General features: G+C 69.6%; 22 protein-coding genes and 1 tRNA gene. 13 read left to right on the forward strand and 10 right to left on the reverse strand.

Annotated elements, in window-relative coordinates:
• Positions 1-106: 106 nt before the first annotated feature.
• The 6 genes from rpiA to FHS00_RS08325 all read left to right on the forward strand — a co-directional run bounded on the left by rpiA (position 107) and on the right by FHS00_RS08325 (position 6,639).
• Entirely contained in the window at positions 107-892 is a 786-nt protein-coding gene (gene rpiA, locus FHS00_RS08300; protein WP_183471753.1) for a ribose-5-phosphate isomerase RpiA, read from the forward strand.
• 18 nt (positions 893-910) lie between these two features.
• On the forward strand, positions 911-2,356 hold the full coding sequence (locus tag FHS00_RS08305) for an FAD-dependent oxidoreductase (protein ID WP_183471755.1): 1,446 nt from the start codon (positions 911-913) through the stop codon (positions 2,354-2,356).
• An 80-nt stretch (positions 2,357-2,436) separates the two neighbouring features.
• Positions 2,437-3,624 carry an FtsH protease activity modulator HflK gene (hflK, locus tag FHS00_RS08310; protein ID WP_183471757.1) on the forward strand — a complete coding sequence of 396 codons (1,188 nt, stop codon included), beginning with the start codon at positions 2,437-2,439 and terminating at the stop codon, positions 3,622-3,624.
• Between the two features lies 1 nt (position 3,625).
• A complete protein-coding gene (gene hflC / locus FHS00_RS08315; protein WP_183471759.1) occupies positions 3,626-4,777 on the forward strand; it encodes a protease modulator HflC in 1,152 nt (383 codons plus the stop codon).
• On the forward strand, positions 4,774-4,968 hold the full coding sequence (locus FHS00_RS08320) for a DUF2065 family protein (RefSeq protein ID WP_183471761.1): 195 nt from the start codon (positions 4,774-4,776) through the stop codon (positions 4,966-4,968). Before hflC ends, FHS00_RS08320 begins: the two co-directional genes overlap by 4 nt.
• Before the next feature lie 159 nt (positions 4,969-5,127).
• Positions 5,128-6,639 (forward strand): Do family serine endopeptidase, encoded by a 1,512-nt coding sequence (locus FHS00_RS08325; RefSeq protein ID WP_183471763.1) that lies wholly within the window; start codon positions 5,128-5,130, stop codon positions 6,637-6,639.
• Between the two features lie 54 nt (positions 6,640-6,693).
• Here FHS00_RS08325 and FHS00_RS08330 read toward each other — a convergent pair whose 3' ends face one another.
• Positions 6,694-7,179 carry a peptidoglycan-binding domain-containing protein gene (locus FHS00_RS08330; protein WP_183471765.1) on the reverse strand — a complete coding sequence of 162 codons (486 nt, stop codon included), beginning with the start codon at positions 7,177-7,179 and terminating at the stop codon, positions 6,694-6,696.
• A 188-nt stretch (positions 7,180-7,367) separates the two neighbouring features.
• Between FHS00_RS08330 and FHS00_RS08335 the strand changes: the two genes are divergently transcribed.
• Both FHS00_RS08335 and FHS00_RS08340 read left to right on the forward strand, forming a co-directional pair.
• Positions 7,368-7,691, forward strand: a complete 324-nt coding sequence (locus tag FHS00_RS08335) for a 2Fe-2S iron-sulfur cluster-binding protein (protein WP_183471767.1) — start codon at positions 7,368-7,370, stop codon at positions 7,689-7,691.
• Positions 7,691-8,392 (forward strand): FG-GAP repeat domain-containing protein, encoded by a 702-nt coding sequence (locus FHS00_RS08340; protein ID WP_183471769.1) that lies wholly within the window; start codon positions 7,691-7,693, stop codon positions 8,390-8,392. Before FHS00_RS08335 ends, FHS00_RS08340 begins: the two co-directional genes overlap by 1 nt.
• Here the strand turns inward: FHS00_RS08340 and FHS00_RS08345 are convergent.
• Positions 8,389-9,099, reverse strand: a complete 711-nt coding sequence (locus tag FHS00_RS08345; RefSeq protein ID WP_183471771.1) for an adenosylcobinamide-GDP ribazoletransferase — start codon at positions 9,097-9,099, stop codon at positions 8,389-8,391. The genes FHS00_RS08340 and FHS00_RS08345 overlap by 4 nt on opposite strands.
• A gap of 71 nt (positions 9,100-9,170) precedes the next feature.
• Here FHS00_RS08345 and cobT point away from each other — a divergent pair, with 71 nt between their 5' ends.
• On the forward strand, positions 9,171-10,184 hold the full coding sequence (cobT, locus tag FHS00_RS08350) for a nicotinate-nucleotide--dimethylbenzimidazole phosphoribosyltransferase (RefSeq protein ID WP_183471773.1): 1,014 nt from the start codon (positions 9,171-9,173) through the stop codon (positions 10,182-10,184).
• Here cobT and FHS00_RS08355 read toward each other — a convergent pair whose 3' ends face one another.
• Both FHS00_RS08355 and FHS00_RS08360 read right to left on the reverse strand, forming a co-directional pair.
• A complete protein-coding gene (locus tag FHS00_RS08355) occupies positions 10,185-12,101 on the reverse strand; it encodes a monovalent cation:proton antiporter-2 (CPA2) family protein (protein WP_183471775.1) in 1,917 nt (638 codons plus the stop codon).
• Positions 12,102-12,147: 46 nt separating this feature from the next.
• A complete protein-coding gene (locus FHS00_RS08360; protein ID WP_183471777.1) occupies positions 12,148-14,991 on the reverse strand; it encodes a hypothetical protein in 2,844 nt (947 codons plus the stop codon).
• Between the two features lie 193 nt (positions 14,992-15,184).
• On the opposite strand from FHS00_RS08360, the gene FHS00_RS08365 reads away from it, so the two are divergent.
• Entirely contained in the window at positions 15,185-15,889 is a 705-nt protein-coding gene (locus FHS00_RS08365; RefSeq protein WP_183471779.1) for an SIMPL domain-containing protein, read from the forward strand.
• A 9-nt stretch (positions 15,890-15,898) separates the two neighbouring features.
• Here FHS00_RS08365 and FHS00_RS08370 read toward each other — a convergent pair whose 3' ends face one another.
• The 3 genes from FHS00_RS08370 to FHS00_RS08380 form a co-directional block, all read right to left on the reverse strand.
• On the reverse strand, positions 15,899-16,414 hold the full coding sequence (locus FHS00_RS08370) for a DUF421 domain-containing protein (protein ID WP_221188764.1): 516 nt from the start codon (positions 16,412-16,414) through the stop codon (positions 15,899-15,901).
• A gap of 18 nt (positions 16,415-16,432) precedes the next feature.
• Positions 16,433-17,410, reverse strand: a complete 978-nt coding sequence (locus FHS00_RS08375) for a hypothetical protein (protein WP_183471781.1) — start codon at positions 17,408-17,410, stop codon at positions 16,433-16,435.
• A gap of 74 nt (positions 17,411-17,484) precedes the next feature.
• Positions 17,485-17,568: transfer RNA gene (locus FHS00_RS08380), tRNA-Tyr, on the reverse strand.
• Positions 17,569-17,733: 165 nt separating this feature from the next.
• Between FHS00_RS08380 and rlmB the strand changes: the two genes are divergently transcribed.
• On the forward strand, positions 17,734-18,525 hold the full coding sequence (gene rlmB / locus FHS00_RS08385) for a 23S rRNA (guanosine(2251)-2'-O)-methyltransferase RlmB (protein WP_183471783.1): 792 nt from the start codon (positions 17,734-17,736) through the stop codon (positions 18,523-18,525).
• Between the two features lie 184 nt (positions 18,526-18,709).
• On the opposite strand, the gene FHS00_RS08390 is transcribed toward rlmB, so the two are convergent.
• Positions 18,710-19,306 (reverse strand): TetR/AcrR family transcriptional regulator, encoded by a 597-nt coding sequence (locus FHS00_RS08390; RefSeq protein ID WP_183471785.1) that lies wholly within the window; start codon positions 19,304-19,306, stop codon positions 18,710-18,712.
• Between the two features lie 165 nt (positions 19,307-19,471).
• Here FHS00_RS08390 and FHS00_RS08395 point away from each other — a divergent pair, with 165 nt between their 5' ends.
• The gene (locus FHS00_RS08395) at positions 19,472-20,035 is read left to right on the forward strand and encodes a carboxymuconolactone decarboxylase family protein (protein WP_183471787.1); all 564 of its coding nucleotides are present in this window, start codon (positions 19,472-19,474) and stop codon (positions 20,033-20,035) included.
• Positions 20,036-20,090: 55 nt separating this feature from the next.
• Here FHS00_RS08395 and FHS00_RS08400 read toward each other — a convergent pair whose 3' ends face one another.
• Both FHS00_RS08400 and hisF read right to left on the reverse strand, forming a co-directional pair.
• The gene (locus tag FHS00_RS08400; protein WP_183471789.1) at positions 20,091-20,402 is read right to left on the reverse strand and encodes a phosphoribosyl-ATP diphosphatase; all 312 of its coding nucleotides are present in this window, start codon (positions 20,400-20,402) and stop codon (positions 20,091-20,093) included.
• Entirely contained in the window at positions 20,399-21,160 is a 762-nt protein-coding gene (gene hisF, locus FHS00_RS08405) for an imidazole glycerol phosphate synthase subunit HisF (protein ID WP_183471791.1), read from the reverse strand. The genes FHS00_RS08400 and hisF overlap by 4 nt, the downstream gene beginning before the upstream one ends.
• Before the next feature lie 113 nt (positions 21,161-21,273).
• Between hisF and FHS00_RS08410 the strand changes: the two genes are divergently transcribed.
• Positions 21,274-21,720 carry a DUF302 domain-containing protein gene (locus FHS00_RS08410; protein ID WP_183471793.1) on the forward strand — a complete coding sequence of 149 codons (447 nt, stop codon included), beginning with the start codon at positions 21,274-21,276 and terminating at the stop codon, positions 21,718-21,720.
• Positions 21,721-21,774: the final 54 nt, after the last annotated feature.

Here is a 21,774-nt window from a genome sequence, read left to right on the forward strand (position 1 = left end):
ATTCGTCCCGTGCAACCGGAAAACCCCGCGGCGCCGGGGTCGATTGCCCCTCGCAGGTGCCGGGCATCTTTCCTATAACCGGGGCGGACCCGCGAGGAGGCGCCGGATGGCCAAGGATCTGACACCCGTAGAGAAAGCGAAATTCGTTGCCGCCAAGCAGGCGAGCCGCATGGTCGAGGACGGCATGCGCGTGGGGCTGGGCACCGGCTCGACCGCGGAATGGCTGGTCCGTTGCCTAGGCGAGCGGCTGCGCGAGGAGGGGCTGTCCTTCCGCGCCGTGCCGACCTCGCATCGCACCGCCGAGCTGGCGCGCGAGCTAGGCATCGAAGTGGTGTCGCTCGAGGAGGCGGGCTGGCTCGACCTGACCATCGACGGCGCCGACGAGGTGGACGGCGCGCTCAACCTGATCAAGGGCGGCGGCGCCGCCCTGCTGCATGAGAAGATCGTCGCCACCGCCTCGGACCGGATGGTCGTGATCGCCGACGCCACCAAGCGGGTCGAGACGCTGGGCGCCTTTCCCTTGCCGGTCGAGGTGATCTCCTTCGGCTGGCAGGCCACGAAGGCGCTGATCGAGGAGACGCTGGTCGGCCTCGACGTGCTGGGTCGCGAGGTGGAACTGCGCGAGAAGGGCGGCGAGCCGGTCCGCACCGACGAGGGCAATTACGTGCTTGATCTGCATCTCAACCGGATCGGCAATGCCCGCCAGCTCGGCCTCGCGCTCAACCAGATCGCCGGGGTGGTGGAGAACGGGCTCTTCGTCGATATCTGCGACACGCTGATCCTCGGCCATGGCGACGGCAAGGTCGAGCGTTTCGAGCTCGATGGCGCGGCCGAGGTGACGCAGTTCGACTTTCTCGCCGCCGACAACATCTTCACAGACATTTCCGACTGAACGGGGACCTACCAACCTATGGCTTTCGACTATGATCTCTTCGTGATCGGTGGCGGCTCGGGCGGGGTGCGCGCCGCGCGCATGGCCGCCGCCACCGGTGCACGCGTCGCGCTGGCCGAGGAAAGCCGCATGGGCGGCACCTGCGTGATCCGCGGCTGCGTGCCCAAGAAGCTCATGGTCTATGCCTCGGGCTATGGCGAGACCTTCGAAGAGGCCCGCGCCTATGGCTGGGAGATCGGCGAAGGCCGCTTCGACTGGCGCCCCTTCCGCGAGAAGCTGCACACCGAGCTGGACCGGCTCGAGGGCGTCTATCGCCGCCTGCTCGACGGGTCGGGGGTGGAGATGTTCGACGCCCGCGCCCGCGTCGCCGATCCGCACACCGTCGAGCTCGCCGATGGCAGCCGCAAGACCGCGGCGCATATCCTCGTGGCAACCGGGGGGCGGCCGGTGCGGCCGGATCTGCCCAATGCCCATCTGGGCATGGTGTCCGACGACATCTTCGATCTCGAGACGCTGCCTAGCTCGATCCTGATCATCGGCGGCGGCTACATCGCCTGCGAATTCGCGAACATCCTGCACGGGCTGGGCGTGAAGGTGACGCAGTTCTACCGTGGCGCGCAGATCCTGCGCGGCTTCGACGACGAGGCGCGCGGGCTGATCGCGGATTCGATGCGCGCGCGCGGCATCGATCTGCATCTGGGCACCAACGTGGTCGAGATGTGCCCCGAGGCCGAGGCCGGTGATCCGGCCCGCCACCACGGCACCAATTCCGACGCCGCCGGGGCCGGCACCAACCTGCCCGAGGCGGCGCTCGGCACCCGTGGCCCGGTCTGGGTCAAGGCCACCAATGGCGACGAGGCGGTCTATGACGCGGTGCTCTTCGCCACCGGTCGGCGGCCCAACACCGAGGATCTGGGCCTCGAAGAGGCCGGCGTCCGCCTCGCGCGCGGCGGCGCGATCGAAGTCGACGAGTACAGTCAGACGGCCTGCCCCTCGATCTACGCGATCGGCGACGTGACCGACCGGGTGAACCTGACCCCGGTGGCGATCCGCGAGGGCATGCAGTTCGTCGAGACCGTGTTTAAGGGCAACCCGACCCCGGTCGATCACGCGCTGATCCCCTCGGCGGTGTTCACCCAGCCCGAGCTGGGCACCATCGGTCTGACCGAGGAAGCCGCGCGTGAGATCGAGCCGGTCGAGATCTACTGCTCGTCCTTCAAGCCGATGCAATCCGCCTTCGCGGGATCGGCCGAACGGGTGCTGATGAAGCTGGTCGTCTCGGTCGAGACGCGCAAGATCCTGGGCTGTCACATCGTCGCACCGGAAGCGGGCGAAATGATCCAGCTCGCCGGGATCGCGGTCAAGATGGGCGCGACCAAGGAGGATTTCGACCGCACCGTCGCGGTGCATCCGACCATGGCCGAAGAGATCGTGACCATGCGCGAGCCGACGCGGCGTTCTTGAATACCGCCCCTGAGGGCACACATGCAAAGCGTGCCGGGTAAAACCGGCGCGGGGGAAACCAACAAGGGAACAGTGGCTTCATGGCTGGAAACAACGGCGGCCCCTGGGGCGGCGGCGGAGGCGGGCGCGGTCCCGGCGGCGGGGATGACGACAGGCGGCCCGGTGGCCCGCAGCGGCCGCGCCGTCCCGGCGAGCCGCCGCAGATCGACGAACTGATGAACAAGGGCCGCGAGCAGCTGCGCGTGCTGATGGGCGGCGGGGGCGGTCGCGGCAACGGATCGGGCGGCAATGGCGGCCCGAATTTCCGCATGTCGCGCGGCACGATCGGTCTCGTCGCCGCCGGCGCGTTGGTGCTGTGGGGCGTGATGTCGTTCTACACCGTGCGCCCGGAAGAGCAGTCTGTCGAACTGTTCCTCGGTTCCTACTCCTCGACCGGCAGCCCCGGTCTGAACTTCGCGCCCTGGCCGCTGGTCACCCATGAGGTGGTCAACGTGACCTCCGAGCGGACCGAGAACATCGGCATCGGCCGCGACAATGACGGTCTCATGCTGACCACTGACGCCAACATCGTCGATATCGGCTTCCAGGTGGTGTGGAACGTCTCGGATCCGGCGCGTTTCCTGTTCAACATTCGCGACCCGCAGTTGACCGTGCAGGCGGTGTCTGAATCGGTGATGCGCGAGATCATTGCCGCCTCGAACCTGGCGCCGATCCTCAACCGCGACCGGGGCGTGATCGCCGACACCGCGATGGAGTCGATCCAGGCGACGCTCGACGCCTATGAGAGCGGCATCAACATCGTCCGGGTCAACCTCGACCGCGCCGACCCGCCCTCGGAGGTGATCGACGCTTTCCGCGACGTGCAGGCCGCCGAGCAGGAGCGCGACCGCCTGCAGCGTCAGGCCGACGCCTATGCCAACCGGGTGCTCGCCGAAGCCCGCGGTGAGGCCGCTCAGACCATCGAGCAGGCCGAAGGCTACCGCGCGCAGATCATCAACGACGCTCTGGGTCAGGCCAGCCGCTTCTCGGCGGTGCAGGACGAATACGCCCAAGCGCCGGAAGTGACGCGCCGCCGCCTCTATCTCGAGTCGATGGAGCGGGTGCTGGGCGACGTCGACAAGATGGTGCTCGACCCGTCGCTCATGACTGGCGGAAATGGCGGCACCGGCATCGTGCCGTTCCTGCCGCTGAACGAGCTGGGCCGCGACAGGGGCCAGTCGCAGCAGGGCGCGGCCGCGTCCGACGGCAACACCGGGCAGGGGAACTGATATGAAGACCACCGCAATCGCGCTGCCCGCCGTCGTCATCGCCGTCGCCGTGGCGCTCTCCTCGATCTACGTCGTCGACGAACGCGAAAAGGCGCTGGTGCTGCAGTTCGGCCAGATCCGTCAGGTCAAGGAAGAGCCCGGTCTCGGGCTCAAGATCCCGCTGATTCAGGAGGTCGTGACCTATGACGACCGGATCCTGTCGCTCGATACCGACACGATCGAGGTGACCCCCTCGGACGACCGCCGCCTCGTGGTCGACGCCTTCGCACGCTACCGCATCAGCGATGTGGTGCAGTTCCGGCAGGCCGTCGGCGTCGGTGGCGTGCGCGCCGCCGAGGATCGGCTGAGCTCGATCCTCAATGCGCAGATCCGCGAAGTGCTCGGTGCCGATCAGGTGACCTCGGATACGATCCTCTCCTCGGATCGGCGCGAGCTGATGAACCGGATTCGCGAGCAGGCGCAGCGTTCGGCGCAGGGCCTCGGGATCGACGTGGTCGACGTGCGGCTCAAGCAGACCAACCTGCCGAGCCAGAACCTCGACGCGACCTTCGCGCGGATGCGTGCCGAGCGTGAACGCGAGGCCGCCGACGAGATCGCCCGCGGTAACGAGGCCGCGCAGCGCGTGCGCGCGCTGGCCGACCGGACCGTGATCGAGACCCTGTCGGAAGCCGAGCGCGAGGCGCAGGTGACCCGAGGCGAGGCCGATGCCGAAGCCAACGCGATCTTTGCCGGGGCCTATGGGGCGGACCCCGAGTTCTTCGACTTCTACCGCTCGCTGCAGGCCTATGAGCGGGCGCTGCAGGGATCGAATTCGCAACTGGTGATGACCCCCGACAGCGCTTTCTTCGACTACCTCTACGACGACGATCTGCCCGAGGGGGTGAGCCCCGCTCCGGCGCGGCCTCGCACCAACGAGACCTCGCAGGGCGAAGGCGCCGACGCGGCCGGGGCGGGGGCGATCCGCCTCGACAGCCTGCAGGTGCGGCAGGGCGAGGACGGCACCGTGACCTTCTCGACCGAAGAGGGAGAGATCGATGCGCAGGCCGAGGCCGACGCGGCCGCCGAAGGCCAGGCCGAGACGCTGCGTCCGCGGGTGATCCTGCCCGGGGATGAGGCCGAGGCCGGGGTCGAAGCCGAGACGGCGACGCAGTGACGCCGATCCTGCTGGGCCCAGGCCTGGTTCTGGTGATCGAGGGGCTGGCCTGGGCGCTGGCCCCTTCGGCGTTGATGAGGATGCTCGACAGCCTGCGCGACATGCCGCCAGAGGCGCGGCGGCTCGCCGGGCTGACGACGCTGGCGATCGGCGTCGCGTTGCTGTGGATCGTCCGGGCGATGAGCGGCTGAGCCGAGCGGGGTGGGCGGGTGTTACAACCTTTCACACCGCTTTGACGCGCCGCGACGGGGCTTGAGTTGCGGCCCGCGCAACTTAGGTTGATGGTCTGCGCCGACCGGAGCGGCCCTTGCGTCGCGCTCCGCAGCACAGGACCAAACAGGAGTGTGCCCGTGAACGCCAAGACCAACTTCAAGTCACCATTCCGCGCCGTCTCGGTGCTGGCCCTGGGCGCCGCGCTGGGGCTGGGTCAGGTGGCCCCGCTCGCGGCCCAGGACACCGCCGTCACCCCGGAAGCCGAGCCGCGGACCACCGCCGACGCGCCGGACGCGACGCGTCCGTTGACCTTCGCCGATCTGGCCGAGCAGGTCAGCCCGGCCGTGGTCAACATCACCACCTCGACCATGGTCTCGGCGCCGACCGGGCCGCAGGGCATGGTCCCCGAGGGCTCGCCCTTCGAGGAGTTCTTCCGCGACTTCCAGGAGCGTGGCGACAGCGCGCCGCGTCGCTCCTCGGCGCTCGGCTCGGGCTTCGTGATTTCGGCCGACGGCTATGTCGTGACCAACAACCACGTGATCGAGGGCGCCGACGAGATCAACATCGAGTTCTTCTCGGGCAAGGTGCTCGAGGCCGAAGTGGTGGGCACCGACGCCTCGACCGACATCGCCCTGCTCAAGGTCGAGGGCGATGAGCTGCCCTATGTCGAGTTCGGCGACAGCACCGCGGAGGGGGCTCGCGTCGGCGATTGGGTCATGGCCATGGGCAACCCGCTGGGGCAGGGCTTCTCGGTCTCGGCCGGTATCGTCTCGGCCCGCGGCCGCGCGCTGTCGGGGACCTATGACGACTACATCCAGACCGACGCGGCGATCAACCGCGGCAACTCGGGTGGCCCGCTGTTCAACATGTCCGGCGAAGTGATCGGCGTGAACACCGCGATCCTGTCGCCCAATGGCGGCTCGATCGGCATCGGCTTCGCCATGTCCTCCGACGTGGTGACCGAGGTGGTCGACCAGCTGCGCGAGTATGGCGAGACCCGGCGCGGCTGGCTCGGCGTGCGGATCCAGGACGTGACCCCCGACATGGTCGAGGCGATCGAGGGGCTGGAAGGCGCCGCCGGTGCGCTGGTCACCGACGTGCCCGAGGGCCCGGCGATGGAGGCCGGCATGGAAGCGGGCGACGTGATCGTCAACTTCGACGGCAAGGAGGTTCCGGACACCCGTGACCTCGTGCGCATGGTCGGCCGCGCCCCGGTGGGCGAGGCGGTGCCGGTGACGGTGCTGCGCAACGGCGAGACGGTCGAGCTCACCGTGACGTTGGGCCGCCGCGAGGATGCCGAGGCCGCGGTACCGGCATCGGCCAATGGTTCGGGCGACGCCGCCGAGACCGAGATGTTCGGCCTGAACCTGTCGGAGTTGACGCCCGAACTGCGCCAGCAGCTCGAGCTGGCCGAGGACGCCGAAGGTCTGGTCGTGACCGACGTGGATCCGGCTTCTGATGCCGCTGAAAAGGGTATCGCCGCGGGTGACGTGATCACCGAGGCCGGCCAGCAGCCGGTCGCCTCGATCGCCGATTTCGAGGCCCGCGTCGAAGAAGCCCGCGAAGCTGGGCGCAAGTCGCTGCTGCTGCTGGTGCGTCGCGCCGGCGATCCGCGCTTCGTGGCGCTGGGGCTCGGCGAGACCGAGTGATCTCCGTTGCAAAAGCAGCAACGAAAGGGCGCCTTCGGGCGCCCTTTTTCGTGCTCAGCGCCGGTTCATGATCTCGAGCTGTTCGGGCGTCAGCGCGACGATGCCGAGCCGCTGCGCCGAGGCCAGCGACAGCACCGGGCTGTCGGGGCCGCCGGTGGCCCGCTGGAAGGCGCGCACCGCGTCGAAACTGCGTTGATCCAGTTGCCCGGTCACCGGGCCGGGATGGAAGCCGCGCGTCACCAGCGCGCGTTGCAGCGTCTCGACGAAGCTGGGCGTGAAGGCGGGCGGGCAGAGCGTCTCGAACGCGACCTCGCGGCGCTCCTGAACGATTCGCTGTCGCGTCACGCTGCGATAGCGGGCCGGGCCGTCTCCCGGCTCGCGCAGCTGTTCCTGTACTGTCTCGAGAACGGCGGGGGTGATGTCGCGGCCATAGCAGCGCCCATTCTCGCGGGTCTCGATCTCGGCCGCCATGAAGGCCGGCACCTGTGGCAGGGTGACGGCGCAGGCGGCGAGGGGGAGGGCGAGGAGCAGGCGGAACATCGGGCACCGGGATGGTTGTCGGGCCGACCCTAGACCGCGCGGGCCGCTGCCGGAAGCCGCCGGGCGCGGCAGCGGCGGCGCGTGGCGCGCGTGCCGCAACACATCTGGCGGAGCGGCGCCTCGCGGCTCTGGCGGGCGCGCCATCGCTCGCCTAGACAGGGCGGCGCAACGCGACAGAGGAGCCGCAGATGGCGAAGATCACCTATATCGAGCATGACGGCACCGAGCATGTCGTCGACGTGGCCAACGGCCTCACCGTCATGGAGGGCGCGCGGGACAACGGTATCCCCGGCATCGAGGCCGATTGCGGCGGCGCCTGCGCCTGTTCGACCTGCCATGTCTATGTCGATGCGGGCTGGGTGGCGAAGCTGCCCGAGAAGGACCCGATGGAAGAGGACATGCTCGAATTCGCCTACGAGCCGGATGCCGAGACCTCGCGCCTGACCTGCCAGCTCAAGGTGTCGGACGCGCTCGATGGGCTGGTGGTGCGGATGCCCGAGCGGCAGATCTGATGCAGCAGGCTCTGGCAGGGCTACTTCTGGGCGCGGCGCTGGCCGGTCCCGCGGCGGCGCAGGGGCTGGCCGAGGCGCGATTCGCCGAACCGACCACGCGCTATGCGCATGGCGTGTTCGGCGAGACCGAGGAGTGGGGCGCGCTAGAGATGGTGACCCCGGACGGCGCGACGCGCGTCGTCCGCCTGCCGGAGCACCGGGTGTTCGAGGATCTCGCGCCGCGCCTCGCGGATGTCGACGGCGATGGCGGGCTGGATGCCGTGGTGGTGGAGACCGACACGGCGCAGGGGGCGCGGCTTTCGGTCTACGGTCCCGAGGGGCTCATTGCCGCCACGCCGTTCATCGGCACGCCGCATCGCTGGCTCGCCCCCATGCCGCCCGCCGATCTCGATGGCGACGGCCGGGTCGAGCTGGCCTATGTCGACCGACCGCATCTGGCGCGGGTGCTGCGGGTCTGGCGGATGCAGGATGGCGTGCTCAAGCAGGTCGCCGCGCTCGAGGGGCTGACCAATCACCGATTCGGCGTGCCCCGGATCGAGGGCGGTATCCGCGATTGCGGCGAAGGGACCGAACTGGTTCTCGCCGATGCGGGATGGCAAAGGGCGATGGCGGTGCGCCTGATCGATGGTGCGCTCACCGCGCGCGAGATCGGCCCGCTGGAGCCCGAAGGCTTCGGGCCGGCGCTGGACTGCGCGCGCTAGACCAGCGCCGCGAGGCCGAGCAGCACCGCGATCTCGGCCATCTGCTGGGTCGCGCCGAGCACGTCGCCGGTCTGCCCGCCGATCTTGGTCTTGGCGATGCAGCTGCAGGCCAGCGCCGCCATTGCCGCGAGCGGGAGAGCGACCAGCAGGCCCCAGCCGGCAAAGGGCAGGGCCAGCAGCGCCGCCAAGCCGAAGGCGAGGCCGGTGGCGCGCATCGAGGGGCGTCCGGCCAGACGCGCCAGCCCGTCCTCGCGCGCATGCGGCAGCCAGTGCATTGGCCAGATCATCGCCGCGCGGCTCAGCACGGCAGCGGCCACCAGCCCCAGCGGGCCCGCGACCACGAGCGTCGACCAGCGCAACAGCAGCGTCAGCCCGATCCCGAGCACGCCGTAGCTGCCGACCCGGCTGTCGCGCATGATCTCGAGCCGACCGGCCCGCTCGAACCCGCCCCACAGCCCGTCGGCGCAATCGGCCAGCCCGTCCTCGTGCAGACCGCCGGTCAGCAGCACCTGCGCCGCCAGCGCCAGCGCCGCGGCCGGTCCCGTCGGCAGCCCCACGGCCAGCGCCAGCCAGTAGAGCGCCGCCGCGAGCCCGCCCACCGCCAGCCCCGCCAGCCCGAACGCCCACACCCCTTCGGGCCGGAGCGGCGCCGGCTGCACGGGGAAGCGGGTCAGCAGGCCTAGGGCTGCACGCAGGGGCAGGAGCATCGGGAACCTCTTTCCAAACTTCGCCGACACCGGTTAGGCACGGACAAACCGGGATGCAACGAGGATGCCGCATGACCGCCCCTTTCGACGACCTGTCCACCTTCCGCGTCCTGCTGGCCGAACGGCCCGGTCCCGATACCGCGGCGATCGCCGCGGCAGAGGCGCGTGACGCCCAATTGACCAAGCCCGCCGGGGCGCTAGGGCGGCTCGAGGAGCTGGCGATCTGGTATGCCGGCTGGCGCGGCGATGCCCGGCCCCGCATGGAGCGGCCGCAGGTTGCGGTCTTCGCCGGCAATCACGGCGTCGTGGCGCGCGGCGTCTCGGCCTTTCCGGCAGCGGTGACCGCGCAGATGGTCGGCAATTTCGAGGCCGGCGGCGCGGCGGTGAACCAACTCGCCCAAGCCTTCGGCGCGCGCATGACCGCCCATCCCATCGACCTCGACCGGCCGACCGGCGATTTCGTCGAGGGCCCGGCGATGAGCGAGGCCGAGCTGGTGGACGCGCTGGCCATCGGCTGGAACGCGGTCGATCCCGAGGCCGACCTCTTCGTCGCGGGCGAGATGGGGATCGGCAATACCTGTTCGGCCGCGGCGATCGCTCATGCGCTCGAAGGGGGCCGGGCCGAGGACTGGACCGGCCGGGGCACGGGGGTTGACGATGCCGGTCTCGCGCGCAAGACCGAGGCCGTGGCGCAGGGCGTGGCCCGGATCGCCGGTGAGAAGGACCCGCTGGAGGTGCTCCGCCAGCTGGGCGGGCGCGAGATCGCGGCGATGGCAGGCGCGATCCTGGCCGCGCGGCATCACCGCATCCCGGTGATCCTCGACGGCTTCATCTGTTGCGCCGCCGCGCTGGTGCTGCACCGTGCCGCGCCCGGGGCGCTCGACCACGCCGTGGCCGGGCACCAGGGCGCCGAGGCGGCACATGCGCGCCTGATCGATGCGCTGGGCAAGAGCCCCTTGCTCTCGCTCGGGCTTCGGCTCGGCGAGGCGTCGGGCGCGACGCTGGCGATCGGCGTGCTCAAGGGCGCGATCGCCTGCCATTCCGGCATGGCGAGCTTTGCCGAGGCCGGGGTCAGCGACGGCTGATCAGCTGCGATCCTTGCTGCGGTAGCCCACGACGTCGCCGGTCTCGGCGGCGTCGCCCTGCGGGTGCAGCCGCTCGAGGATCATGGTCTCCAGATCCTTGTTCAACTCACGCGCGCGTTTCACGTATTCCGCGTTCTGCGCGACCGGGATGCCGGGCTTCCACAGCTGCGCCAGTTCGCGCACCCCGGCCCGGTCCTGCTGGTAGAAGGCGATCTCGATCTCCGAGGCCTCGAATTTCGACAGGCCGATATTCTCGAGCACATAGCGCCCGGCCCGCAGGCTCGAATCGAACATCTCCCGGACGATGTCGTTCGCGCCCGCCTGGAACAGCTGGTAGACATGCTCGCGGTCGAAGGCCCGGGCGACGATGTGCAGGTCCGGTCGTTGCGCGCGGGCGTGGCGGACGAGCTTGAGCGCGGCATGCCGGTCGTCGAGCGCCACCACCAGCACCTTCGCCGTCTCCAGCCCGGCGGCATGGAGGATATCCGGCCGGGTCGGGTCCCCGAAGAAGCCGGAGAAGCCGAAACGACGCATCGTGTCGACCATCTCCATGTCGTGGTCGAGCACCACCGTGTCGATGCCCGCGCCTTGTACCAGACGGCTCACCACCTGCCCGAAGCGGCCGATCCCAGCGATGATCACCGGCGCCTTGCGGTCGATTTCGTCCGGGTCGAGATCTGGTGCCTTCTCGGCGCGTTTGACGAGCTGTTCGTAGAGGATGAAAAGCAGCGGCGTGACCAGCATCGACAGGCCGATCACCAGCCGGATAACTTCGGCCTCGGATTGCGCCAGGACGCCCTGTTGCAGCGAGAAAGACGACAGCACGAAGCCGAACTCGCCCGCCTGCGCGAGCGCCAGTGTGAATAGCCAGCGGTCGCGCGTGTGCATTCGCGCCAGCCGTGCCAGCAGGTAGAGCACCCCGCCCTTGATCGTGATCACGCCCAGAGTGAGCGCCACGATCCGCATCGGGCTGTCTAGGAGCACGCCGAAGTCGATGCCGGCACCCACGGTGATGAAGAACAGCCCCAGTAGCAGGCCCTTGAACGGCTCGAGGTCGCTCTCCAACTCGTGGCGGAACTCGGAGTTGGCGAGCACCACCCCGGCGAGGAAGGTTCCCAGCGCGGGCGAGAGGCCGACGAGCTCCATCAGCACCGCGATCGACACCACCATCAACAGGCCCAGCGCGGTATAGAGCTCGCGCAGCCGAGCATGGTGGATGTAGCGGAAGACCGGGCGGGTCAGGTAGATGCCGGCCAGCACGACCACGGCCACCGCGCCCAGCGTCACCAGCGTCACCGCCCAGCCGGGCAGGTTCTCGATCAGCGTGCGCGCCGCCTCGACCTCCTTGACGCCGGGCGCGTCTGGGTTGGCCGGGGTCTCGTGGCCGTTCCCGCCGCCATGTGTCGACAGCGCCAGCAGGGGCAGCAGCGCCAACATCGGGATCACGGCGATGTCCTGGGTGAGCAGGACCGAGAACACCGACCGCCCGCCCTGGGTCTGTACCAGCCCCTTCTCCGAGAGGGTCTGCAGAACGATGGCGGTGGAGGAGAGCGCGAAGATCAGCCCCGTGGCCAGCGCGACGCGCGGATCGAGCCCGAGCAGGCTGCCGGCGGCAAACAGAGCGCCGGTGGTCACCACCACCTGCACGCCGCCTAGACCGATCAGCCGTTGTCGCATGTTCCACAGGGCGCGGGGCTCCAGCTCCAGCCCGATCAGGAACAGCATCATGACCACGCCGAACTCGGCGAAATGCTGGAGATCCTCGGTTTCGGCCCCGACCAGCCCGGTGGCCGGGCCGATGATGATCCCGGCGGCGAGGTAGCCCAGCACCGAACCGAGGCCGAGCCGCGCGGCGAGCGGCACGGCCAGCACCGCCGCGCCCAGATAGATCGTGGCCTGAAAGAGAAATCCCTGCATGCCCCAGCTATCGCCGCTGGGACAGGCGAAGGCAATGTGCGCGAGATCAGTCGGGGATCTGCAGAACCAGCGTACGACCGCGTTTGACGTAGTTCAGGACGTCGTCGCCGATCGCGGTGACGCGTCCGCCGTCGAGCGAGTCGCCGATGCCGACCCGCAGGTAACGGCCATTCGCCATCCGCACCAGCGCGCGGCGCGCGCCCGGCCGGCCATAGACGCCGATCAGGTTGATGTCGCGCAGGTTGATCGCGTCGTCGATGGTGGCAGCACGAGCGACGCCGCCCGGCACCGGGCCGTCCGGCGCGACGGTGGCGCTGGCCACCTCTTCGGGCTCCGTGGCGGCGGGGGCGGGGGCTGCTACGCGCGCGCGGCTCTGGGCGACGACCCGGTCGAAATTGCGCGGCCGGGAATCGGGGCGGCGCGCGGTCGGAACCGCCTGCGCCGTGGCATTGGCCAGCGGGTCGGGCGCATCGGCCATGAGAGAGGCCAGCGCGTCGGCGACCGAGGCACGGGCCGGCGGCGCATCGGGGGTGCTGCTCACCGCCTCGGCCAAGGCCTCGGCCTGCGCGTCGGCGGCCTCGTCCACTTGCGCCTGGGCGTCGGGGGCCAGCCCCTCGGGGCGCAGCGGCGGGCGCGGCCCCTCATAGGCGGCCAGCGGCTCGGGTTCGAGATCCTCGGGGCGGCGGGTCGGCCGCAGGGCGTCGAGCGCCACGCCGCCGGGCGAAACCTCGGCCTGAGCCGCCTCGCCATCCTCCTCCGCGTCGGCCTCAGCCTCGGGGACGAGCGTGCCCGGGCGATTCGGCGGCACCACGGGGGGCGGACCCGCGTTCGGGGCCGGATCCTCCGGGCGGGACTCCGGGGTGACTTCCGGAACGAGGATCGTCAGCTGCTCGCCAGACTCTTCGTCGGTGCCAGTTTCGGATTCGGCTTCGGCTTCAGCCGGTTGCTCGGGCGCGACGGTGCCGGGGCGGTTCGGCGGCAGGATCTCGGGACGGCCACTAAAGACCGTCAGGCCCTGCGGCAGCACAGTCCCCTCGACCGTCGCGGCGATAAAGCCGCGCGCGTCGCGGTCGAAGACGCTGCCGGCGGGGGGCGGAACGCTCTGCGCCGGCAGACCCGCATCGGGCGAAGCGGCGGCGAGCCGTATCAGGGGCATGTCCCCGGTCAGCGCCTGATCGGCCAGTGCGGGGACCGGCGCCTCGAGCGTCTCGCCGCGCGGGGTCAGCGGCAGGCGCGGGGCCCGCAGCCAGACACCGGTCGCGGCATAGATCCGCTCGGCCTCGGCCGGGCTGATGGCTGCGGCCGAGACCGGCTCAGGCTCCGGATAGTCGTCGTAATTCGGCAGCTCCACCGGCTCGGGCATGGCGGACGCTTCGATTTCCTGCGTATCCGCGGTTTCCGGCGCAGCGGCGGCCGCGGGCTCGATCTCCACGACCGGAGAGGAATCGCGCAGGAGCCCGGCCTGCGGTGCCTCACCGCTGCCACGCAGCCACAGCCCGACGAGCAACACGAGAATCAGCAACGCGGCCAGTCCGGCCATGAGCGCGCCACGACCCGGCCGGGTCTCCGGCTCGGAGCGGCGGGCGCCGAACACCGTCATGCGCTCACGCTCACTGGCGCGGTCGACGCCACGGTTGGGTGCGGTCGCGGCCGCTGCCGGCGTCGCGGTTTTCAGCGCGGCACCGGCGGCGAGCGCCTGCGCCTCGGCGCCGTTCGGCGTTTCGGGCTCCTTGCGAGCGCTCGTTTCGGCCGGTGGGACGGCGGGCATCGCGGCTGGCGGCGCGCCCGGCCGGGGCATGGCAGGCGGCATGATCCGCTTCGCGGCCTCTGCCGCTTCCCGATCCGCCGATGGCACGGCCGGAACAGCCTCACCGCGCGGCGGCAAGGGCGGTGAGGCCGGGGGCGCGGCAGGACGCGGCTGATCGCCCGCCGGGGACGCAGTGCGGGGGGGCGCGACAGGGGACGGAGAAGCGAGCAGGGCGTCGTCTTCATCCTCGCCCGGCTCCGGTTCGGGCAGGGGTTGTGGCACCGGCTCCGGCGCTGGCTCAAGCTCTGACGCTGGCTCAGCCTCGATCGGTTCAGGGGCCCTGTCAGCCTCCGTCTCGTAAGTGGAGGACTGCTCGGCAGGCATGCCGTCGTCATCCGGCTGCGTTGCCGGGATATCTTCCTGAACGTCCGAGGGGCCCGCCTCCGGTTGGGGGGTCGATTCTGCGGGCGCCGCGACCGGTGCCTCGGTCATCTCAGGTTCAGGCTCAAGTTCCTGATCCGGCGCCTCGGCGGGGGCGCTGTCGGCCTGCTCCTCGACAGCCGGATCGGTCGGCAGCGGCTCGGTCGTCGGTTGCGGCGCGGGGACCGGCTCCGGTGCTTCGGCCAGCGCCACGGCGCGGGCCCGCACCGGCACGGTGTCGCGCGCCACCGGCGCGCCCAGGCCCGGCACGCCACCGAAGAAGGGCTCGCCGGGGAAGTTCCCGTTCTCAGGCACGGCGGCGAAGGCAACCGGTGCCATCGCGTGCTCGCGCGCGAAGGCGAGCGCCTCGTCGAGGGTCTCGCGCGCCACGGCGGCGACATGAGTGCGCCCTTGGGTCACCACGAAATCGATCGCCAGCTCGTCGACGGTGTAGGGGGTCGCGCCCTCCAGCGCCTGCGCCACGGCTGCCGCGTCCTGCTCGCCCTCGAGTTCGAGATAGCGAATCTGATCCTCGGGAATCAGCAGCTTGGTGCGCATGCCTTCGGGCGCGCGGGCCAGGGCACGGGCCCGCAGCGCCGCCAGTTCGCCCGCGAGATCGGCGCTGTCGAGCGGCACGTCGCCGATGAGCGTCCAGCCCTCGGCGTCGCGATGCAGAAGTCTCAGGCCCTCTAGAGAGAGGGACAGGGCGAAATTGGGTGTCATGCGATCGGCCTTAGCATCACTGGCGGGGTCCGGAAACAGACGCGCCTGACCGGCGACATTTTGCCGGCGGCTTTCCGCGTGCGCAACCCGCCACCCCGAGGTTGTGATCGTCGCATGGCTGCTCCTCTCTTGCGTCGCCCTCGTCGCGGGCGTTCCCTGCGACCCGAACGGAATGAAGACCAGGGAGGTCCCCATGAAACACACCATTCTCGCCGCGGCGCTTCTCGCCGGCATGGCCGGTGCCGGAGCAGCGCAGCCGGTCGAGACACCGGCACCCCAACAGCGCAGCATTGCCGTGCGCGGCGAGGGTCATGTCCGCGCCGCCCCTGAGATCGCCCGGGTGCGGCTCGGCGTCAGCGAAACGGCCGAAACCGCGCGCGCCGCGCTCGACGCGATGAACGCCGCCATGGCGCGGGTGCTGGAGCGGCTCGAAGCGGCGGGTATCCCGCCAGAGAACGTCCAGACCGGCCAGCTCAGCCTCGACCGGGACTATGCGCGGATGCATGACGGGCAATCCGAACCCGAGGGCTTCGTCGCCACCACGCTGGTCGAATTGCGGGTGGTTGATCTCGACGGGCTGGGCGCGGTGCTCGACGCCGCGGTGGGCGAGGGGGCGAACCGGCTCGAAGGACTCGAATTCGCCCTCGAAGACCGGGCGAGCGCGCATGACGAGGCGCGGCGGGCCGCCATCGCCGATGCGCAGGCCCGCGCGGCAACCTATGCCGAGGCGGCGGGGGTAACGCTCGGCGAAGTGCTGTCGATCTCGGAGACCGGGGCCGATTTCGGGCCACGCCCGGCGATGATGGAAATGCGCATGGCCGCGGATGGCGGCGTGCCGATCGCCCAAGGTGAGGTCGAGATCTCGGCCGGGGTCAGCATGGTCTGGGCCATCGAGTAAGCCCGACACCTAGTGCGACTTGTCCATGCCGGGCAGGTCGCGCACGGGACCCTCGATCACGCTGAAGGAGCCGTCGCTCTCGAGCACCACGGCGGCGAGCTGGGTGCGATCGGCTTTGCCGGAATTGCGGATCGCTTCCTCTAGCTCTTCCTCGGTGACGCGTTCGCGGGCCATCGCGCCGCGCAGCATCTCGCCGTCGCGCAGCAGCAGGCTGGGCTCCGAGCGGACCATGCGGGCGAAGCGGGTGGAGCCGACCGAGGCGCGCGCGACCAGCCATTGCAGGCCGATCAGCAGCCCAAAGGCCACCAGTCCCTCGGCCAATGCCACGCTTTCCGACAGCAGGATCGTCGCCAGTGTCGAGCCCAGCGCCACGGTAACCACGAGGTCGAAGGCGTTGAGCTTGGCCAGCGTCCGCTTGCCGGAAATGCGCAGGAAGGCGACGAGCCCCGCATAGGCCAGCGCGCCGACCACGATGGTGCGGGCGATCCCGGTCCAATCCTGGAACAGCATGTCGGGGATGAACATCGCGGCCTCCTTCGGGTGTCACCTCATCCAGAAACCATGCGCACGCAGTATGGTTCGGATCTCCTTTTCCTGCGCGGGCAGGGCATTGCGGTCGAACAGGGCCCGGACCTTGGCGCCGCGGCCTTGATAGACCATGCGGCGGATCGGTTCGTGCCGCTTCAGAAGCTTCTTGAGCCGGTTCGGCGCCGCCACCTGTTCCAGCGTCTCGACCACCGCGTCATCTTCCCGCGCATAGAGCAGGGGAAAGGTGCGGTAGTGGCAGGTGATCGCCCCGTCGAGCCCGGCCAGCGCCGGGCCGGGACGGCCGCCGCCCAGGGCGTGGATCACCAGCGGCAAGGCCACCTGATCGAGCCATGGGTCGAAGGGTTGCAGCGCCACCTCGGCCGGCGGGTCGTCTCGGATCTGCACGGCGTAATCCAAGAATCGTGCGCCGAAGGCCTGCGCATCCGGGCCGCAGAACCAACCGGCGTTGAAATAGAGGTAGCGTTTCCAGAACTCGTCGGGCCAGTTCCTGTCGAGCGAGCTTTCGAAGTCGAGCCCGAAACGGTCGTAGAGGGACCGCCAACTGGCGGTGTAGCCCGGCCAGTAGACCTCCTCGACCGGCCATGTGCCCTCGCGCCGCATCGAGGCGGCAGGGGGGTGGGTGTCGATCGGCCGGTCGCCGATCTCGCTCAGGATCAGCGTATCGCTATCGAGAAACAGGAAGGGGGCGGCAGGCAAGGCGCCGAGCGCCTCGATCTTGTTGCCATGCGGGTAGGACGCGCCGAAATGCCGGTTCTCGAAGGGCAGGATCTCGGCCCCCAGTTCGCGCAGCATGGCGCGGCCGTCGTCGCTCATCCGCGGATCGTCCGGCCAGAGCGGTCCGGGCTGCGGCTCGGCCACGAGGAGCCGGCCCGCGAATCCCGGGGCGCGGGCGCGCAGAGAGGCGGCGAGCAGCAGCGCCTCGGCCTCGATCCGGCCGCCTTGGCCGATGATGACGATGTCGAACCGACCCATGCGCGTCTCCCTGCGCCGACCCTATGAGGGGTGCATCGGCCGGTCAAACCGTCGTCTGGAAAAGGGGGGAGGGGTGGTGGGCGACCCTGGAATCGAACCAGGCGTGGGTCTCCCCGGCGGAGTTACAGTCCGCTGCCGCACCTTGCAGCTCGTCGCCCGCAGCCGGGCCTCGACCCGGTGCGAGAGCGGGAATACGCGTGCTCCACGGAGGCGTCAACCTCAAAATCCGGCTTCCCCGACGGCGCCGCGCATGGGGGCGGCCGCTGGACTTCGCGGCCGCGAAAGCGCAATCAGGCGAAGCCCCAAGCCAAGCGGAGAGCGCGATGAAAAAGCCGAAATGGGTCATCGAGAAGGAGCAGGCCAAGCGCGCCTCGGCCGCCGAGACGGTCTGGCTGTTCGGCCTGCACGCGGTACGCGACGCGCTGATGAACCCGCGTCGCGAGCGGCTGCGTCTCGTCGTCACCAAGAACGCCGAAGCCAAGCTCGCCGACGCCATCGCCGAGAGTGGCATGACACCCGAGATCTCGGATCCGCGCAAATTCGCCGCCCCGATCGACCCGGACTCCGTGCATCAGGGCGCGGCGCTCGAGGTCAAGCCGCTCGACTGGGGCTCGCTCGACGATATCGCGCTGGGCGGCGAGCGCGCCGGGCCGCCGCGGCTCCTGCTGCTCGACCGTGTCACCGACCCACACAATGTGGGGGCGATCCTGCGCTCGGCCGAGGTGTTCGGCGCCCGGGCGGTGATCGGCGTGCAAAGGCATTCCGCCCCAGAGACGGGCGCGCTGGCCAAGACCGCCTCCGGCGCGCTGGAGCGTCAGCCCTATCTGCGGGTCCGGAACCTTGCCGACACCATGCAGCGACTGAAGGATATGGGCTATCTGGTGCTGGGCCTCGCCGGCGAGGCGGAGCAGGGCATCGAGCAGGCGCTCGAGGGGCGCCGCGACCGCCCCGTGGCGCTGGTGCTCGGCGCCGAGGGGCCGGGGCTCAGGGAGAGAACGCGCGAGACCTGCGACGCGTTGGTGCGGATCGACGCGGCGGGGGGATTTGGGTCGCTGAACGTCTCGAACGCCGCTGCGGTGGCGCTCTATGCCGCCCGGGCCACGACGGCAGGCTAGCTCTCGCTTTGCTAACCGCCCGTTCACGAATTGGGGAAGCCGTCTTCGCGTGGAACCTTTTCGTGGTTAGATCGTTTCATGGAGGCGCGTATCTGGAACATATGCGCTTCATTTCACTGTCCCTCGTTCCACACCTTGAAGCCCGGGCCATGGCCCGGGCTTTTTTTATCGGGGTGAATGCCGCTCAGTTCGGGCGCAGCGCCTCGACCTCCTGCGCCATTTCCTCGGCCAGGGCGATCAGCGCGGCATCGTCGAGACCACGATGCGCCTCGATCCGCAGCGCGGTCATGTTGGACTGGTAGCGCTGGGCCAGACGGGCAGGGTCCTGCGCCTTCGTCAATTCACCGTTTTCCTGTGCCTTGCGAAAGGCGGCTTCGATCTCGGCCCGGATCGCGTCGAGATAGCCACGCGCGCGGGCGCCCAACTCGGCCTCACCCGCCGTCGCATCCAGCATCGTACGTACCAGCATGCAGGCGCTACGGGCCGGGTCGTCCGCCTCGCGCCGCGCCACGGCGCGCAGGTGATCGGCAAGGCCCTGCAGGATCGGGCCCGGTCGCTCGCGCAGCGCCTTCAGCTCGCCGCGCGACCGCAGGAAATAGCGTTCCAGCACCGACAAGTAGAGCGCGTGCTTGCTGTCGAAGGCGGCGTAGATGCTGCCGGGCTTCATCTGCAAGGCCCCTTCCAGGTCCTTGAGGGACGTCGCGTGATATCCCTTGCGCCAGAACAGGGACAGGGCGGCGTCCAGCGCCACGTCGCGGTCATAGGGTCGGGCTCGTATCATGCGCAGAAGATAGGGGAGGAAGAGGCGAATGTCCCGTGCCCCGCACAAGGACTTACGCTCAAGTTTGAGTGATCGATCAATTTGGCTGTTGAGCGATCACTCAAATCGGATATCTGTCGTCCTGTCCGGGCATCAATGCCCCCCACAGAGCGACCGGAGTTCCCGATGACCGATTTCACCTTCCACGACGACAACACCGCCCCCGAGGAGAGCAAGCCGCTGCTCGCCAAGTCGCGCGCGGCCTTTGGCCGGGTTCCCGGCCTGCATGCCGTCATGGCCGAGGCGCCCGGCCTGCTCGAAGCCTACCAGCGGACCCATGAGCTGTTCGTGAATTCGAGCTTCGACAAGGACGAGCTGACCGTCGTGTGGCAGACCGTCAATGTCGAGAACGCCTGCCATTACTGCGTTCCCGCCCATACCGGTATCGCCAAGAGCATGGGCGTGGACGACGCGATCACCAACGCGCTGCGCGACGGCACGCCGCTGCCCAATGCCCGACTCGAGGCCCTGCGTGACTTCACGCTGAAGCTGGTGCGCAACCATGGCAATGTCGACGACGCCTCGGTGCAGGCCTTCCTCGATGCGGGCTTCACCAAGCGCAACATCCTCGAGGTGATCTTGGGCTACAGCCAGAAGGTCATGTCGAACTACACCAACCACCTTGCCGGCACGCCGGTGGACAAGCCGTTCGAGAAGTTCGCCTGGAGCCCGACCGACAAGGCCGCCTGAGCCTGCGCGCCACGAAAAACCCCGCCGCCGAGGCACGGCGGCGGGGTAATGGTATTCAGCGGGGGCGCGCGGCCTTCTCGGCCAGCCCGGAGCGGCCCTCGCGTCGGGCCAGTTCGGCTTCGATGTCGTCTAGCGTGACGTCGCGCGCCGCGCACATCACCAGCAGGTGGTAGAGCGCGTCGGCGGCCTCGGAGGCGAGCTTTTCGCGATCGCCCTTCACCGCCTCGATGATCGCCTCGACCGCCTCTTCGCCGAACTTCTCGGCGCATTTCTCCGGACCCTTCGACAGCAGCTTGGCGGTCCAACTGGTGTCGGGATCGGCGCCGCGGCGGGCGAGAATCGTGGCGGCGAGATCGTGCAGGCTCATGCCATCCTCATCGGTATGCCGGCGGCCTGCATATGCGCCTTGGCCTCGGCGATGGTGTAGGTGCTGAAATGGAAGATCGAGGCGGCAAGGACCGCGCTGGCCCCGCCTTCGGTCACGCCCTCGACGAGGTGGTCGAGCGTGCCGACGCCGCCCGAGGCGATCACCGGGATGTCGACCGCGTCCGAGATGGCGCGGGTGAGCGGCAGGTTGAAGCCCGCCCGGGTGCCGTCGCGATCCATCGAGGTGAGCAGGATTTCACCGGCGCCGCGCCGCTCCATGTCGGTGGCGAACTCGACCGCGTCGATGCCGGTCGGCTTGCGACCGCCATGGGTGAAGATTTCCCAGCGGCCCGGCTCCACCGTCTTGGCATCGATCGCCACGACGATGCACTGCGCGCCGAAGCGCTGTGCCGCCTCGGTGACGACGGTGCGGTCGGCCACGGCGGCGGAGTTGAAGCTCACCTTGTCGGCGCCGGCGAGCAGTAGCGCGCGCACGTCGTGATGGCTGCGCACCCCGCCGCCCACGGTCAGCGGGATATAGCAGCTCTCGGCGGTGCGCCGGACGAGGTCGAACATCGTGCCGCGATTCTCGTGCGTGGCGTGGATGTCGAGGAAACACAGCTCGTCGGCGCCCGCCGCGTCGTAGGCGCGGGCGGCATCCACCGGATCGCCCGCGTCGCGCAGGTCGACGAAATTGACGCCCTTCACCACGCGGCCATCGGCCACGTCGAGACAGGGAATGATGCGGGTCTTGAGCATGTAGGGCCCTCCTGCGGTCGCGGCCCTTCTAACCCTCCCGGCGCGGCGGGGCCAGTGCCGGAACGGAAGGCGGCATCCGCTGGTTGAGCAGCAGCACAAAGGGAGCATTTCACATGAAACGCACGATCCTCGCCGGTCTCGCAGCCGCCGCCTTCGCGGCCCCCGCCATGGCCGAGACCGAAACCATGCAGGCCACCGGCACCGTCGCCGAGGTGATGGACCGCCTCGAAGCCGCCGTCACCGAGGCCGGGGCGACCGTCTTCGCTCGCGTCGATCACGGGGCCGGGGCCGAGCAGGCAGGCATGACCTTGGCCGACAGCCAACTGCTGATCTTCGGCAACCCGCAGCTCGGGACCCCGGTGATGCAGGAGGATCCGCTGGCGGGGCTCTACCTGCCGCTCAAGATCCTCGCCTATGACGACGGGTCGGGGCAGGTCTTCGTGGCCTATGAAGAGCCGGAGGAGACCTTCGACGACCTCGCCGTCGATGACGATCTCGAGGCCATCGAAAAGATGGAGAACGCGCTGGAAAAATTCGCCAAGGCTGCGGCGGGGGAATGATCCCCGGCTCGCACGGGTCAGCTTGAGGCCCGGCGCAGTCGCGAGGTGATGAAG

It is taken from the genome of Limimaricola variabilis (assembly GCF_014195545.1).
In the GTDB taxonomy this organism is placed as follows: domain Bacteria; phylum Pseudomonadota; class Alphaproteobacteria; order Rhodobacterales; family Rhodobacteraceae; genus Limimaricola; species Limimaricola variabilis.